Source organism: uncultured Neptuniibacter sp. (assembly GCF_947498015.1).
Lineage (GTDB): Bacteria > Pseudomonadota > Gammaproteobacteria > Pseudomonadales > Balneatricaceae > Neptuniibacter.
Window position 1 is genome coordinate 81,376 of sequence record NZ_CANMIR010000005.1, and the last position, 15,744, is coordinate 97,119.

General features: G+C 45.8%; 13 protein-coding genes. 11 read left to right on the forward strand and 2 right to left on the reverse strand.

Annotated features, from left to right (window positions below):
- Positions 1 to 130: 130 nt before the first annotated feature.
- Positions 131 to 2,326, reverse strand: coding sequence for a primosomal protein N' (locus Q0882_RS08045; RefSeq protein WP_299179942.1), 2,196 nt, complete (start codon positions 2,324 to 2,326; stop codon positions 131 to 133).
- 166 nt (positions 2,327 to 2,492) lie between these two features.
- Here Q0882_RS08045 and rpmE point away from each other — a divergent pair, with 166 nt between their 5' ends.
- From rpmE to Q0882_RS08060, 3 genes are all read left to right on the forward strand, one after another.
- Positions 2,493 to 2,708, forward strand: coding sequence for a 50S ribosomal protein L31 (gene rpmE / locus Q0882_RS08050; RefSeq protein WP_299179945.1), 216 nt, complete (start codon positions 2,493 to 2,495; stop codon positions 2,706 to 2,708).
- 96 nt (positions 2,709 to 2,804) lie between these two features.
- A complete protein-coding gene (locus Q0882_RS08055; protein ID WP_299179947.1) occupies positions 2,805 to 3,518 on the forward strand; it encodes a thermonuclease family protein in 714 nt (237 codons plus the stop codon).
- A gap of 151 nt (positions 3,519 to 3,669) precedes the next feature.
- A complete protein-coding gene (locus Q0882_RS08060; RefSeq protein WP_299179949.1) occupies positions 3,670 to 4,917 on the forward strand; it encodes a malic enzyme-like NAD(P)-binding protein in 1,248 nt (415 codons plus the stop codon).
- 69 nt (positions 4,918 to 4,986) lie between these two features.
- Here Q0882_RS08060 and Q0882_RS08065 read toward each other — a convergent pair whose 3' ends face one another.
- Complete coding sequence (locus tag Q0882_RS08065; protein ID WP_299179952.1) at positions 4,987 to 7,344, reverse strand: penicillin-binding protein 1A; 2,358 nt, start codon at positions 7,342 to 7,344, stop codon at positions 4,987 to 4,989.
- 159 nt (positions 7,345 to 7,503) lie between these two features.
- Here Q0882_RS08065 and pilM point away from each other — a divergent pair, with 159 nt between their 5' ends.
- Genes pilM through Q0882_RS08105 form a run of 8 tightly spaced genes read left to right on the forward strand, consistent with a single transcriptional unit; the run spans position 7,504 to position 15,587 of the window.
- Positions 7,504 to 8,565, forward strand: a complete 1,062-nt coding sequence (gene pilM, locus Q0882_RS08070) for a type IV pilus assembly protein PilM (protein WP_299179955.1) — start codon at positions 7,504 to 7,506, stop codon at positions 8,563 to 8,565.
- A 5-nt stretch (positions 8,566 to 8,570) separates the two neighbouring features.
- Positions 8,571 to 9,119: a PilN domain-containing protein gene (locus tag Q0882_RS08075; protein WP_299179957.1), complete on the forward strand. Its 549-nt coding sequence runs from the start codon at positions 8,571 to 8,573 to the stop codon at positions 9,117 to 9,119.
- A complete protein-coding gene (locus tag Q0882_RS08080) occupies positions 9,116 to 9,712 on the forward strand; it encodes a type 4a pilus biogenesis protein PilO (protein ID WP_299179959.1) in 597 nt (198 codons plus the stop codon). The genes Q0882_RS08075 and Q0882_RS08080 overlap by 4 nt, the downstream gene beginning before the upstream one ends.
- 31 nt (positions 9,713 to 9,743) lie before the next feature.
- Positions 9,744 to 10,280 (forward strand): pilus assembly protein PilP, encoded by a 537-nt coding sequence (locus Q0882_RS08085; protein ID WP_299180481.1) that lies wholly within the window; start codon positions 9,744 to 9,746, stop codon positions 10,278 to 10,280.
- 29 nt (positions 10,281 to 10,309) lie between these two features.
- Positions 10,310 to 12,400 carry a type IV pilus secretin PilQ gene (pilQ, locus tag Q0882_RS08090; protein ID WP_299179961.1) on the forward strand — a complete coding sequence of 697 codons (2,091 nt, stop codon included), beginning with the start codon at positions 10,310 to 10,312 and terminating at the stop codon, positions 12,398 to 12,400.
- 7 nt (positions 12,401 to 12,407) lie between these two features.
- Positions 12,408 to 12,938, forward strand: coding sequence for a shikimate kinase AroK (gene aroK / locus Q0882_RS08095; RefSeq protein ID WP_299180483.1), 531 nt, complete (start codon positions 12,408 to 12,410; stop codon positions 12,936 to 12,938).
- A gap of 10 nt (positions 12,939 to 12,948) precedes the next feature.
- Entirely contained in the window at positions 12,949 to 14,043 is a 1,095-nt protein-coding gene (gene aroB / locus Q0882_RS08100; protein ID WP_299179964.1) for a 3-dehydroquinate synthase, read from the forward strand.
- Between the two features lie 26 nt (positions 14,044 to 14,069).
- Positions 14,070 to 15,587, forward strand: a complete 1,518-nt coding sequence (locus Q0882_RS08105; RefSeq protein ID WP_299179966.1) for an AAA family ATPase — start codon at positions 14,070 to 14,072, stop codon at positions 15,585 to 15,587.
- Positions 15,588 to 15,744: the final 157 nt, after the last annotated feature.

Consider the following 15,744-nt stretch of genomic DNA (forward strand, 5'->3'; position numbering starts at 1 on the left):
TACGTATACCGTTAGGAGTCAGTCGGTGAGCCCGAGGACCTGAATTGGATTCAGTGAAAGTGGCCCTGAAAGAACCGCGTATTATCCCTGTAAAAGTCTGTCTTGTTAAGAGCTAGTGGGTGTGAACTGCTTAAAAAGTATCCGTAGGATCAACATCGATCGACCAGCGTACTTTTCGGGCTTCCCTGTTTTGCTCAAGGTACCAGCAAAGATTGGCCAGTAACTGATGCAGGGATTTGCGATTTTGTGCGTAGATCATCAGTTGAGCGCGATGCATTCCGGCCCGCTTCTCCATCGGGGAGGGGAAGGGACCGATCCAACTGACATCGTGAGGTAACAGCATATCCTCTTCGAGTTGTTGACGTAGGGCTCCTAAAAATGCTTCCGCCCTGCCTTTGTGGGGTGTTTCCGCTCTCAACAGCGCGTAGTGACTAAATGGTGGAAGCTGCGAAATTTTTCGGTGGTGGAGCTCTTCTTGGGCAAAAGCGCTGTAGCCATGTTCTATCAGCGTCTGCAGCGTTGGATGGTCGGCATGGTAAGTTTGCATCCATACTTTACCTGGATGATCTGCACGCCCTGCACGTCCTGCTACCTGTAGTATTAACTGAGCAGTTCGCTCCATTCCTCTGAAATCGGCGCTGAAGAGGCCGGCATCAGCATTGATAATGGCGACCAGAGTGACTTTAGGGAAGTGATGTCCTTTGGCTAGCATCTGGGTGCCTACCAGAATACATGGTTCTCCCGTGTGCACCTGGGTCATGATCTCATGCATCGCATTTTTGCGCTGAGTACTGTCCCTATCGACTCGGATGACCGGGAATTTGGGGAAGAGTTGCTGTAATGCTTGTTCGCTACGTTCCGTTCCGACCCCAACTGGCTGCAGTTGGTCACTGTTACATTCAGGACAGTGGTGTGGGATGCCTGATTGTTTGTCACAGTGATGGCAGTGCAGGTGTGGCGGCCTCTGGTGCAGTGTCATATGCGCATCGCAGCGGGTGCAATCTGCGATCCAGCCGCAGTCATGGCAGGTCAGTGTTGGCGCAAAGCCTCTGCGATTAAGAAAGATCAGAACTTGGGTGCCGCTTTCGAGATGCTCTTTTATCTCGTTTATTAATAACCCTGAGAGTCCATCTTGTAGTTTCTCCTGGCGTATATCTAAAAGGCGAAACTCAGGGGGAGCTGAATTACCAGCGCGTTGTGTCAGCTTTGACCAGTGGTAGCGACCCTCGATCGCATTATGTAACGTTTCAAGCGAAGGGGTGGCGCTACCCAGTAGAATTGGGGTCTTTTCATCACGGGCTCGCATCACTGCAAGATCTCGAGCGGAGTAGCGAAATCCATCTTGTTGCTTAAATGATGGATCGTGTTCCTCATCGATGATAATGATCCCGGGTTTATGGAGGGGGGTGAAAATTGCCGAGCGGGTACCGATGATGATTCTGGCTACCCCTTCTCTGGCTTGTAGCCATGCATCAAGGCGTTGCCGGTCACTCATGTTGGAGTGGAGGGCAACAACCGGCATATTAAAGCGTTGTCTGAATCTGCTTACAGTTTGGGGAGTGAGTCCGATCTCGGGTACCAGCAGGAGGGCCTGTTTACCTTCGAGAAGGACCTTCTCTATTGCCTGGAGGTATACTTCAGTTTTGCCAGAGCCGGTAATGCCTTCAAGGAGGTGGATGGCAAAGCCTGGGCTCTGGTTTACTTGCTCCAGACAGCTCTTCTGTTCTGCATTGAGAGTGAGGCCGGCTTCATGAAGAGCCTCTTGGCTACTCTGTTTATGCTGCCGTTGGAAGGATTCTGCCAGACCCTTCTCCTCCAAAATGCTGAGAGCCGAAATCTGGCCGCCTTCCGCCTTGATTGCATCGGTACTGATGCCTGATGGGTGCTCTATTAAAAGTTGTAGAAGCTCTTTTTGTCGGGATGCATTTGCTTTTAATTGCGAGAGTGAAGCCTCCTCAGAGGCTTTCCATAGGAATTCGTGCTGGTATTCACAAGGGTGGCCTTTTCGGAGAAGAACAGGTAACGCTTGCTGGAGAGCATCCCCTTCCGGGTGCTGGTAGTAGCTAGCAGCCCAGCGGGCAAGTTTTAGAAGATGGAGGGGGAGCGGTGGAGTAGAGTCCAGAATCTCGGTCGCTGATTTGAGCTTGGAGGAATCAAAGTCGCTTTCGCTCGGTAGCTCCACCAAAATGCCGATAAGCTCACGTCGACCAAAAGGCACTCGTACGCGTACACCCACGGTAAGCTGGTCTGTTTCGATGCCAGCAGGGGGGTGGTAATCGAAGAGTCGGCGTAATGGGCTTGGGATCGCGAGTCTTAAAATTGTCATTTAGTTTTTGTTGCTCATTATTTAAGCGGTTTTTGAGTTGCTAAGCTTTATCGGCATGCGTATAATTCGCCGCCTACTTAACGAGCCGGTGTCATTACCGGTAGTTTAAATCAATGCGGTGCCTGGCAGAAGATCAGGTGGCGGCATGAATATAAAGAGGCTTATCATGAAACCTGGTATCCATCCGGAATACACAGAAATTTCCGCTACTTGTTCTTGCGGAAACGTTGTTAAAACCAAGTCTACTCTTGGTAAAGATATTCACTTGGACGTTTGCTCCGCTTGCCACCCTTTCTACACGGGTAAGCAGAAAGAAGCGACTTCTGGTGGTCGTATCGATCGCTTCAACAAGCGTTTCGGTTCTCGTGGCCTGAAAAAATAAGTGATGTCGCATTTGCGAATTCTGAAAAAGGCGCTTCCATTATGGAGCGCCTTTTTTCTTTTCTGGGGCGAAATAGTGTTAGCAGGTGATTGTTCTGTGCCTGAGAATGCTGAGCTTGTACAGATCGCACATGTTTATGATGGTGATACTGTGCTATTGGATGATGGTCGTCGACTTCGTCTGATCGGGATGAATACCCCAGAGTTGGTCAGAAAGGGGAAGCAGGATGAGCCTTATGCCAGAGAGGCTGCGGTTTTTATCTCTCGGCTCCTTAAATCGGGTGACCTGCGGTTAACCTTAGGGTCTGAGCAGCAAGACCGCTACAAACGCTGGCTCGGACATCTTTTTGTTGATGGATCTTTGGTGTCAGAGAAGATGGTTTCTGAAGGGCTCGCCTATTCAATATCTATCCCGCCAAACCTTAGATTTTCAAGATGTATCAAGAGCGCAGAAGCGGTAGCACGCGCTAAGAAGAGAAACCTTTGGGAAGATCGTCCCTGGGTTGATGTGAGAGCTCTGGCTGGTGATCTGTCAGGTTTCAGGTTACTTCGTGGGCGCATTAGAGCGGTCAAAGAAATTGAGAAGGGATACCTACTGGATCTCGATGGGCGTTTAGCCGTTTTTATTGATCAAACCATAGCTCAAGGTCTGTGCAGTATTGAAGGGGTCGATGAACTGTCTGGATTGGTGGGTGAAGAGGTGTATTTAAGAGGTTGGATTCGCACCAAGGTCTCTAAAAAAATCACCGATGCGTTGTCTTGGTCTATGAAGCTGACGCATGTGGATCATATTTCGATTATTAGAAGATAAGTCTGAATGCACCGCTTTGGCACCATTTTTTTAGTTCTTTAGGCTTATCGGTCAGAAAAAAAGCCTGTTGAACGATTCTGGCAGTTGTTCGAAATAACCCTTTTCTATATAGTTCTTTGTTCGACTTTTTAACTAGATTGGAACAGCAGCTATGTCTGATGATATGAAACAAGCCGCTCTTGATTACCATGAGTTTCCACGTCCAGGTAAAATCAGCGTGGAGCTGTCTACACCAGCTGAGTCTCAGCTTGATCTTTCTTTGGCTTATAGCCCGGGTGTAGCTGAGCCGGTTCGTGAAATCGCAAAAGATCCAGAAAATGCGTATCGCTATACAGCAAAAGGTAACTTGGTTGCCGTTATCTCTAATGGATCTGCAATTTTGGGTCTGGGTGACTTGGGCCCGTTAGCTTCAAAACCAGTGATGGAAGGTAAATCGTTACTGTTTAAACGCTTTGCTGGTCTGGATTCAATCGATATCGAAGTAGACGCTGAAAGTCCACAGGCATTTATCGATACGGTCGCACGTATCGCAGATACCTTTGGTGGTATCAATCTGGAAGATATTAAAGCACCTGAGTGTTTTGAGATTGAGCGTACACTGATTGAGCGCTGCAGCATTCCGGTATTCCATGATGATCAGCACGGTACAGCGATTGTGACGGCTGCCGGTATGATTAACGCGCTTGAAATTGCTGGTAAAAAACTGGATGAGGCATCTATCGTATGTCTGGGTGCAGGTGCGGCAGCTCATGCTTGCATGAAGCTTCTGGTTAACATGGGCGCTAAAGTAGAGAATATCTACATGATTGACCGTACCGGTGTGATTCACTCTGGTCGTGACAATCTGACTCCAGAGAAAGCAGCATTTGCATCAGAAACGGATAAGCGCACACTGGATGATGCAATTGATGGTGCTGACGTATTTGTTGGTCTGTCTGGTCCGAACCTGCTATCAGGTGAGCAACTTTCCAAGATGGCTGCTAACCCGGTTGTATTTGCGTGTGCAAACCCTGATCCGGAAATTCGCCCTGAATTGGCGCATAAGACTCGCGATGATGTGATCATGGCAACAGGTCGTTCTGATTTCCCTAACCAGGTTAATAACGTACTTGGCTTCCCGTTCATCTTCCGTGGTGCGATGGATGTTCGTGCTACTGCAATTAATGAAGAGATGAAGGCTGCTGCTGTTCGTGCGTTGGCCGATCTGGCTAAAGAGCCTGTAACTCAGGAAGTACTAGATGCTTATGGTCTGGATTCGCTGGAGTTTGGTCCGGGTTATATCATTCCAAAGGCAACAGATTCCCGTCTGCTGGGTGCTGTGTCGACAGCTGTAGCGCAGGCTGCTATCGATACTGGTGTTGCGCGTCTGCCGCTGCCAGAGAGTTACCCGCTGTCTTAAGGGTGATTTTGATCTTAAAAAACCGGCTTAGTGCCGGTTTTTTTGTGTCTGAAAAGTTTGGATTTGGGCTTAGAACAGCTCTTCTGCTGAGTTGCTTTTGCTGATGCTGGTGGGGGCGGCATACCCTGTTGGTACATTTTCCTCTCTAAAGTATTCATATACCGCATCGGCTTGCCCTGGGTAAGCAAGTTTGCCGCTGCGCGGATCGATCTTCACATTGACGATCCCTTCAGGTGGGATGGGTGCGTTTTCCGGTTTTTCTTTGAGTGCTTCGCGCATGAAATCGATCCAGATTGGTAGTGCGGCTGTACCACCAAATTCTCTTCTTCCTAGAGTGGTGGGTTGGTCAAAGCCTACCCAGGCCGTCGCTACATAGTCCTGGTTAAAGCCAGAGAACCAGGCGTCTTTTTGATCATTGGTGGTGCCTGTTTTCCCAGCTATATCATTCCGCTTAAGTACCTGTGCCTTTCGGCCAGTGCCTTGTCGAATAACGTCCTGCATGATGTTGTATGTCAGGAATACAACCTTTTCATCGTAGATCCTGGGGGCGATTGTATCGACTGAAATGGCTTCTGGGTCGCACTCTTTGCAAGCTGTTTTGGGGTGGGCAGTAAAAAGCAGCTCCCCATTAGGGTTTTCGATCCGGTCAATAAAATAAGGCGTCACCTTAAAGCCGCCGTTAGCGAAGGTTGCATACCCTGTTACCAGTTGTAAGGGCGTCACATCAGCGCTACCGAGTGAGAGAGAGAGGTTATTAGGTAGTTTGTCTTTGTCGAAACCCGCAAGGTGAAGATAGTCTTGGGCTGTATCAATTCCGATCGAGCGAAGTAGGCGGATTGAAACCAGATTTCTGGATTTATAGAGTGCTTCCCTCAGTCGGGTAGGACCGTAAAACTTCCGGCTATAGTTTTCAGGGCGCCAGTTGCCTTCCAGGTTTTTGTCGTGGAAAACAATAGGGGCGTCGTTGATTAAGGATGCAGGGGTGTAGCCTTTGTTCAGAGCTGCTGCGTAGATGAAAGGTTTGAAGTTTGATCCCGGTTGGCGAACGGCCTGTGTGCTGCGATTAAATTTATTATGTGTGAAGTTAAATCCACCTACCAATGAGACGATCGCTCCATCCTGGGGTGCCAGTGATACCAGAGAGCCCTGCACTTTAGGAATCTGGGTCAGATGGGCTATGTTGTCCTTGAATCTAATGCGAATCAGGTCGCCAACCTGCACTACATCGGATGCTTTTTGTGGCGCTTTGCCGGTGCGGTTAACCGAGATGTGTTTTTTTGCCCATGAGAGACCTTCCCATGTCAGATCGGTTTTTTGGCCATCTTTCAGTAGTAGGGTCGCTGATCTGTCGGAGATGGATAGAATCAGAGCAGGTTCCAGGACACCATAGCTGATGACTTTGTTAAGTTTTTGGGATAGTTCAGCTTCGGTTAGGCCTTTAAGGTCCCATTGCGCTTCGGGGCCAAAATACCCATGGCGTTCGGTGTAGGCTATCAGGCCATTGGAAACAGCGTTGTTCGCGGCTTCCTGCAGTGGGCTTTGAATTGTGGTGTAAACCTTGTAGCCGTCTGTGTATAGCTCTTCGCCGTAGATGTCATAAAGCTCCTTGCGGACCATTTCTGCGAGATAGAAGGCTCTGAGCTCAATCTCTTTTGAGTGGTACTTGGCGGTGACGGGGGCGTTTGATGCTTCTTCTAGCTCTTGGTCGTTAATAAAACTTAGCGAATGCATTCGCTTTAATATCCAGTTTCTACGTTCAATTGCACGAGATGGATTTGTGATTGGGTTATAGGCAGAGGGGGCTTTAGGGAGGCCTGCGATCATGGCGAATTGAGAAAGGCTCAAGTCTTTCAGATTCTTGCCGTAATAGACATTAGAGGCTGCCTGAATGCCATAAGATCGGTGACCAAGGTAAATTTTATTGATGTAGAGTGAAAAGATCTCTTCTTTACTGAGTTCCTGTTCAATTTTTAGGGCGAGCAGAATCTCCATGAATTTTCGAGTGAATGTGCGCTCGCGTGTCAGGAAGAAGTTTTTAGCAACTTGCATTGTGATGGTGGAGCCGCCGCTTTGTATCCGTCCAGTTGTGGCAAGTTGGAAGGCTGCTCGGGTCAGTCCTTTGATATCGATACCAAAATGACTGAAGAAACGACTATCTTCGGCTGCAGTTAATGCGTGAATAAATTGAGGCGGGATCTCTTCAAAACGGACAGGGGTGCGTCGCTTTTCACCGAACTCAGCGATAAGCTTTTTGTCCTTGGAATATATCTGCAGAGGCGTCTGTAGATGAATGTCACGAAGTGTCTCAACTTTGGGGAGTTGAGGCTCAAAATATAAATATGCGCCTGTAATTGCTGCAGAGCAAAGAAGGAAACAAAAAATACCTAATTTAAACAAAAGTTTGAAAAGCGAAATCATAGCTGACATGCTAGTCTTTGACAGTAAAAGAGAAAGAAGGGTCTATTATATAGACAGGTTGCCATCAAGCTCTAGCGTATATTGAATTTAAAATGGTTTAATAACTGTTAGATATATCCTAGAGTATGATATGCAGATTAACGCAGCATTAAGTTAGGGAAATAATTTGTGTTTGGCTTATTGGGGAACAAGTCGAGTAGCTTAGTAGGGCTGGATATTGGCTCTTCATCGGTAAAGCTGGTTGCTCTGTCAAAGAGTGGTCATGGATATGCATTGGAGGCATACGCTGTTGTTTCTTTGCCCCCCACTGCAGTTATAGATGGTAATATCCAAGATGTGGGCGAGGTTGCTGGAACGATTGAGAAAGCAATCAAAGTGGCTGGTGGCAAACTGGGTGCTGCTGTGGCTGCGGTTCCTGCATCCGCTGTTATTACTAAGCGAATTGAGATGAGTAATGCTTTCACTGAGTTTGAGTTGGAAGACCAAATTAAAGTGGAAGCGGATCAGTTTATACCATATCCACTAGATGAGGTTGCACTTGATTTCGAGGTGCTTGGTCCGGTGGAGGGTAGTGATAGTTTAAACCAAGTCATGTTAGTCGCCTGTAGGCGAACAGATGTAGATCAGCGTGAAGATGCTATCAGCGCATCCGGAATGCAGTGTCAGATTGTGGATGTTGATACATTCGCGGTCGAGCGCACATTTCCCTTAATGGCTTCGAGTGAGCAAAATCCAGAAAGTTTAGTGGGTGTTGTTGATATCGGTGCAGCTACTCTTACGCTTAATGTGTTTAAAGAAGGCGAGATCGTTTATAGCCGGGAGCAAGCGTTCGGTGGTAACGATCTTACAAATTCTATTCATCAGCAATATGGCATGAGTATCGAGGAAGTTGAACAGGCTCTTCGCCTGAATGAACTTTCATCGGAAATTGCTGAGATGGTCGTGCTTCCATTTAGGGGAACTGTTGCACAGCAGGTTTCTCGTTCTCTTCAGTTTTTCTATTCATCAGGAGCTCATGGCGAGCTTTCTTCGCTTTACCTTTCGGGTGGTACAGCTTCAATTGATGGGTTGGCCAACCAGCTTTCAGAGGAGTTGGGCATCACTACACAGATGGCGAATCCATTTGTAAATATGTCTGTTGAATCAAGAATTAATCGTTCGAGGCTGGAGCGCGATGCGCCCTCATTAGTTAAAGCATGCGGCCTCGCAATGCGTGGATTAGAGGACTAAGGGCTATGGCTACGATTAACTTAAGGCCCTGGCGTGAAGAGCGGGCTAAGGAAAGGCAACAGAAATTCGGTATTAATCTTTTCGTATCAGCGGTTGTGGCTGTTGGTATAGTTCTGGCGGTAGGTTATTACTACGACCTAATGAAAGACCGGCAGCTAGAGAGGAATAATTATTTAAGAGCTGAGGCCAAAAAACTTGATAAGCAGATCGCAGAGATCAAAAAGCTTAAGGCAAAGCGCGCAGCGCTACTTGAAAGATTGACTGCGATCCAGGATCTTCAGGGTTCAAGGCCGCTAATTGTCAGGAATTTTGATGAGCTTGTCAGAGTTTTGCCAGATGGAGTGCACTACTCTTCTATTGATAGGAAAGGTGAAAAAGTAGCTATTAGTGGTCGCTCCACTGATAACTTAGAGGTCTCCGCTTTGATGCGTAGCATTGATCAGTCTATCTGGTTTGGTGAGCCAGCGTTGAGTAGTGTTGGTGGAACGCAGAACAAAAAATCATTCAAATTGTCAGTGCCTTTGGTCAAGCCTAAAAAGGAGGATGAGCAGTGAGCGTTTTTCATGATGCTTTTAAAGGGTTTGATCCGAATAGCCTTGATGTTTCAACAGCAGGTAATTGGCCAATTGGGGTCAAAATAGTAAGTTATGTATTGTTGATGGCAGTCATAGTAGTTGGTGGTTGGTATTACTACGCAACTGATAAAAAGGTCAATTTAGAAAGGGAAGTGGCCAAAGAAAAGGGTCTTAAGGATTCTTTTCAAAATAAAGCGTTTCAGGTAGCGAACCTTGAAGCGTTGAGAAAACAGATGGCAGATGTTGAAGAAAAATTTTCCGAACTTCTCAAGCAGCTGCCTACAGATAAGGAAGTGCCCGGACTGTTGGATGATATTACCTTGATAGGCACAGATAGTGGTTTGAATATTGGCTCTATAGGTCTTGCTTCGGAACGAAAACAAGAGTTTTATGTGGAACTGCCTATAAATATTTCAGTACAGGGGTCATATCACCAGATAGGGCAATTTGTAAGTGGTATTGCAGCCCTCCCAAGAATTGTTACTTTGCATAATTATTCCATTAAACCTACTAAAGGTGAGGTTTCTATGAGTATTAGTGCTAAGACATACCGATATGATGATGAGCAGTGAGGGCGTCAGGATGATATATAAATTAAGGTTAATGCCCCTTGCTTTGATTATCTTGATTCTCAGTGGGTGTGTTGATTGGGTAGACGAAACATCAGATCTTAAAAGGTTTGTTGCGGATGCCCAGAGAGCACCAGGAGGACAGATTGCTCCTTTGCCTGAGTTTAAGCCTTACCACAGCTTTGTCTACAAAGGGGCCTCAATGCGAGACCCTTTTAAGCCTCTATTGCCAATCGTTGATGATGAACAAGATAATGCATCATTAGGGGCATCAAATTCTGATATCAAACCGGACGAAGCTCGGGATAAAGAGTACCTAGAGTCCTTCGCGATAGATCAGTTGGTAATGGTCGGTACAATCACCAAAAAAGAGGGTGATGAGCTTTGGGGGTTGATTAAGGACGGGAATTCAGAAATTCACCGTGTACATGTGGGGAGCTACATGGGACTTGACTATGGTGAAATTGTAGAGATGTCTGAAAGACAGATAGAGCTTGTAGAAATAGTTTCAAATGGTCGCGGTGGTTGGATGAAAAGACCACGTAGCCTTGCCTTGGAAGAGCAGGAATAAGGGATAAAACAGTGATGATACAGGTCCCCATGATTACAGACGTAAAAGCGTACATTAAAGCAAAAAGCCATTTTTTATGTATGCTTTTTTTAGGTCTGACACTGTCGGAGTGGGCGGCAGCAGAAGTTTTAATGAAAAATGCAAATTTTGTATCGCTTCCTGGAGGTAAGGTCGAGCTGAGGTTTGATTTTGAGTCGGCACCGCCAGAACCGCAAGCATATATGATCAATCAACCCGCTAGATTAGTTATGGATCTTTGGGGGGTCGAGAGCGACCTAAAAAGCCGTTCTATTGATGTTAAAACTGGTGGTGTAGATGCAGTTGATTTCGCACAGGCGGACGGACGGTTGAGAGTTGTAACGAGTCTGTATGAAGCTTCTGGGTACAAGACTTATACAGAGGGGAATAGTCTCTTTGTTGTTATTGGTAATAAGCAGTCAAGCTTATCCGTGCCGGTTGCTGCAAAAGATGGTTTGGTAACTGCTAAACCTAAGAGCGGAATTGCTACAGTATCTGATCGTACTAAAGTGAGCGGTATTGACTTTGAACGGGTTGAAGGTGGTGTTGGTCGGGTTACGATTACTCTATCTGATGATAAGGCGGGTGTAGATATTCAGGAAGAGGGTAGTAATGTCGTTGTAAACTTGGTTGGTGCTCAATTATCAAGGGCGCTCGAACAACGAGTAGATGTGCAAGATTTCGTTACACCATTGATGTTTATCGACTCAATGGCCAATGGTGGTAATACCAGTATTCTTTTAAAACCAAGTGCAGAACCATATGAATACCTAGCCTACCAGACTGATAATCAGTTGGTTCTTGACTTTAAACCACAATCTGCTGCGCAGAAAAGTGAACGAGAGAAGGATCTCTTCCCATTTGGTGGAGAGCCTATCGACCTAAACTTCCAAAATGTAGAGCTGAGATCTGTCCTGCAGATTATTGCGGAAGTTGCAGAGTTGAACTTGGTAGTGAGTGATACAGTTAGTGGCAATATTACACTTAGATTAAAGAATGTCCCATGGGATCAGGCTTTAGATATTATTTTGAAAACAAAAGGTCTGGATCAGCGTACAGTTGGTAACGTACTACTAATCGCGCCGGCATCAGAAATTGCAGCTCGTGAAAAACAGGAGCTAGAAAATTCAAAGCAAGTGGAACAATTGTCCCCCTTAAGAACAGAGTTTATTCAGGTCGATTTTCGAAAAGCCTCTGATATGATGAAAGCGATGCAGGAGGCTAAAATCATCACCAGTGAGCGTGGTTTCATCATGGCAGATGATGAAACAAATGTGCTGATGATTAGAGATACCGATAAAGCGATTTCTGAAGTTCGTAAGACACTGAAGAAATTTGATGTTGAAGTAGAGCAGGTGTTGGTTGAGGCGCGACTGGTTAATGCAACGTCAAATGTAACTAAAGATCTTGGTGTTAAATGGGGCTTTGGGTATAACGATGTTGATAATGGAGAGGGATGGATCGTAAACCGTGATATTGGGTCAATTGATTTTGGCTCACCTCCTACTGCAGCAGGTTTGCAGGTTGATTTGGGGGCAACAGCACAGAACGCAGGTGCTATTGCTATTGGCTTTAAACCAGGGACGAGTAGTTTGTTAGCTTTGGAACTTTCCGCTTTGGAGTCAGATGGTAAAGCGGAAATTGTATCTCAGCCTAAAGTGATGACTACGAATGGTAAGCCTGCGTTAATTCAATCAGGGTCGGAAATTCCTTTCCAGACGGTTGAAGAAGGCGAGGTGAACATTGAATTTAAAGATGTTGTGCTTAGCCTCGATGTAACTCCGCGTATTAATCCAGGTGATCGAATCGCTTTAGATCTTGAAATTAAGCAGGATTCCATAGGTCAAGTGTTGCCAAATGGTGAGATAAGTATCGATAATAACGAGCTCAAAACATCAGTAGTGGTGCCGGATGGTCAGACTATTGTTCTTGGTGGTGTGTTTAAAAACGAAACCAGTGAGACAGTCAATAAAATACCATTGTTAGGTGACCTGCCAGTGATGGGTGCGTTATTCCGTAATAAAGAAAACCAGTCTGAGAAAACTGAGCTGTTGATATTTATTACACCTAAACTGGTAAGAAACTCGCTTAGATCGCAGTAGTGGTTTTATCGAATTGAATATATTTCTTATTGGGCCTATGGGAGCTGGCAAAAGCACCATAGGCCGTTTGCTTTCGCAGGAACTTAAACTCGAATTCCTAGACTCTGATCGCGAGATTGAAGCACGAGCGGGTGCAGATATTCCGTGGATTTTTGATGTTGAAGGAGAGGATGGTTTTAGAGATCGCGAAGAGTCTGTTATAGCAGAGTTGAGTGACAGGAAGTCGATCGTGCTGTCGACCGGTGGTGGTGCAGTCAAGCGTCTGACAAACAGAACTTGTCTGCAGGCAAACGGGACTGTGGTATATCTTGAAACATCGGTTGAACAGCAGTTGGATAGGACATCCCGGGACAAGAACCGCCCATTGCTTCAAACAGAGAATCCTCGAGAGGTTCTGGAAACACTTATGGCGGAAAGGCATCCGCTTTACCTAGAAGCCGCTGATATTATTGTCAGAACTGATAAAAGGCATCCTCGTGCAGTTGCAAATGAAATCATAAAGCAATTGAGAGCAAGCTCCCCTCTAGAATCTGAATAGAATCCTTAGTATGCAAAAATTGAAAGTTGAACTTGGTGACAGAAGTTATCCAATTTATATTGGTCAGGGATTGCTGGATAAGGGGTTGTTAGTACCTTATATAAAAGGGTCTCAGCTCCTGATTGTTACTAATGAAACAATTGAGCCTTTGTATCTTGAGCGTTTAAAAGCCACTATTCCATCTCATTTCAAAGTGGGCACAGTCGTGCTGCCGGATGGTGAGCGTTATAAAGATCTAAATCAGATTAATACCATTTTTGATTCGCTATTGGATGGTCAGCATAACCGAACCACAACACTGGTCGCTTTGGGTGGCGGTGTGATCGGTGATATGACCGGTTTTGCTGCAGCCTGCTATCAGCGTGGAGTGAATTTCATTCAGATTCCAACAACGCTATTGTCTCAGGTTGATTCCTCTGTGGGAGGAAAAACTGGGGTTAACCATCCAAAAGGGAAGAATATGATTGGGGCCTTTCATCAGCCTCAATGTGTCATTATTGACACGGATGTTTTGGGGACTCTGCCAGAAAAAGAGCTTTCTGCGGGTATGGCTGAAGTTATCAAATATGGTTTGATTTACGATGAGGCCTTTCTTTGTTTCCTTGAAGATCATATTGATGGCTTGATGGGGTTGCAGCCGGAGTTATTAGAGCAGGCGATCTATCGTTCATGTGCAATCAAAGCTGAAGTGGTAGCTCAAGATGAAAAAGAGGCTGGTATTCGTGCGTGGCTCAATTTAGGGCATACCTTTGGGCATGCGATTGAGACATCTGAAGGGTATGGGGCATGGTTGCATGGAGAAGCTGTTGGGGCTGGAACTATGATGGCTGCAGATCTTTCATGCCGGTTGGGCTGGATCTCAGGTAAAGATGTGCAGCGTATAAAGTCAATATTAGAAGCGGCAAATTTACCTGTTTATCCCCCTGAAACGATCTCATCTGATCAGTTTATTGAGTTAATGTCTGTAGATAAAAAAGTGATTGATGGGAATATCAGATTGGTGTTGCTAGAAAAAATAGGTATGGCAACAGTGACTTCTGATTTTGATGCAGCTTTACTCAAAGAGACTCTGAAAGCAGGGAAAAGTCTTGGGCAGTGCTGTTGAATAGAAATTCTTTGTTATGAAGCAAAATGAAACCTAATATCTACTTCGAACCACCAAGTCGACTCCAATTACTTGACAAGCTCAAGCACTGGGTTAGGTTTTCTGATTTTTTGTTGGTTATCTCCGGAGAAAGAGGATCAGGCAAAAGTACACTGCTTTCTCAGTTGCTGCCTGAGCAAGGTGATACCACACTTGTTGCTTGTCATGTCTGTTCAGAGCTGGAACTCAATGAGCAAGTGCTACTTGAGCATTTGTCATCTCAATTCCCATCTCATGATGAAGTAGATCGGGCTTTTTCAGATAAATTACACGCCTTTAGTGCGCAGCTGAAAGCGGTAAGTTCCGCTGGGCAAAAGTGCCTCATCATTATCGATGATGCTGAGCAGTTAACCGATAATGCCCTTAATCTTCTAATTAATCTTCACGCTTCGGGCGCTCAGCTGGTTTTAATATCTGGGGAGTCGTATGCCGAGAAAGTTCTGGGTTCAGAGCTGGTCAAGCATATGGAGGGAAGGGTTCACCATATTGAAATTCCAAGTATGACTCGTGAAGAGTCATATGAGTATCTGCAGATCTGCCATCCTGAACTTTCAACGTTGCCCGAAAAGCAAAAGAGGGAGCTGGTTCAGTTGGGGGATGGTATGCCCGGTCGAATTGAGACGCTGTTGGCTGGTGGTAAGGTTATTAGCTCTAAGGCTTCAAAGAAAAAAACAGCATTTCCGCTACCTGGTATCCATATGCTTGGGATCGGGTTTGTTTTAATGGCGATCGTAGCGCTCTCTTTATGGCAGTTTATGCCAGAAAAAGCTGTGGTGGATGAGTTGGAGATCACCGAGCGAGTGTCAGTTCCCTTGCCTGTGCCTGCTGAGAATGAAGCGGAGGTTGTAACTGTCACCCCTGCTACTGAACCAGTGGCCACAGAAGCAGTTGAGGGCGCTGAGCAGTTACAAGATAAGGCGTTAGATGAGAATGCATTAGCTGAAAAAATAAAGGCAGATCTGGCGGCTCGCCTGAAAGAGCAAGAAGCTAAGATTGAAGTTGAGCAGGAGCGGTTGGCGGAGGATTCAGCGCCAGTTAGTGCTCCTGTGGCTTCGGCTAAGACAGTTGTTGTGGAGCCATCTCCATCTGTAGTTGCGGCAAGTAAAAAACAGAGCTCAATTAGTAATAAAGAAGAGATTGTTCTGTCGGTAAATCGCAACCCAACCGTTAAAGAGGTTGAGCCTGCTGCAAAAGGTGTCGATGTTTCTTCTGATGAGAAGGATTTACTTTCCTGGTCATCAAGTGACTATACATTGCAGATGTTAGGGGCCAGATCCGAAGAAAGTGCCTTGGGTTTTGTTAAGTCACAGCAGGAGCCGGATAAGTTCTACCTATTTTCCACCGTATATAAAGGAGCGCCTTGGTTTGTCGTGGTTTATGGGCAATATGCTAACCGGGATCTTGCAAATGCTTCTATCAAAAGGTTGCCTGCTGCTCTTAGAAAGGTGCGTCCATGGGCAAGAAGTGTCCAAGGTGTGCAAATAGATATACGCAAGAAAAAATAGTTTTAAAACAATTGGTTGCGTGTGTTGTTTGGTGCTTGAATACCCTTTTTTCCTCCTAAGTTAACTGTTTGAAATTTGTCCCAAACCTCCCTGGCGTGTAGAATAGCTGTCCCTTTTTGCTGAGTGGCGCATATATTGCAGCAAAAAGAATTATTAA

Coding starts and splice junctions, on each gene's coding strand:
- pilQ (WP_299179961.1), top strand. CDS start 10,310: ATGATTACAGACGTAAAAGCGTACATTAAAGCAAAAAGCCATTTTTTA.
- Q0882_RS08065 (WP_299179952.1), bottom strand. CDS start 7,344: ATGTCAGCTATGATTTCGCTTTTCAAACTTTTGTTTAAATTAGGTATT.
- Q0882_RS08085 (WP_299180481.1), top strand. CDS start 9,744: ATGCCCCTTGCTTTGATTATCTTGATTCTCAGTGGGTGTGTTGATTGG.
- aroB (WP_299179964.1), top strand. CDS start 12,949: ATGCAAAAATTGAAAGTTGAACTTGGTGACAGAAGTTATCCAATTTAT.
- Q0882_RS08105 (WP_299179966.1), top strand. CDS start 14,070: ATGAAACCTAATATCTACTTCGAACCACCAAGTCGACTCCAATTACTT.
- Q0882_RS08060 (WP_299179949.1), top strand. CDS start 3,670: ATGTCTGATGATATGAAACAAGCCGCTCTTGATTACCATGAGTTTCCA.
- Q0882_RS08045 (WP_299179942.1), bottom strand. CDS start 2,326: ATGACAATTTTAAGACTCGCGATCCCAAGCCCATTACGCCGACTCTTC.
- rpmE (WP_299179945.1), top strand. CDS start 2,493: ATGAAACCTGGTATCCATCCGGAATACACAGAAATTTCCGCTACTTGT.
- Q0882_RS08075 (WP_299179957.1), top strand. CDS start 8,571: ATGGCTACGATTAACTTAAGGCCCTGGCGTGAAGAGCGGGCTAAGGAA.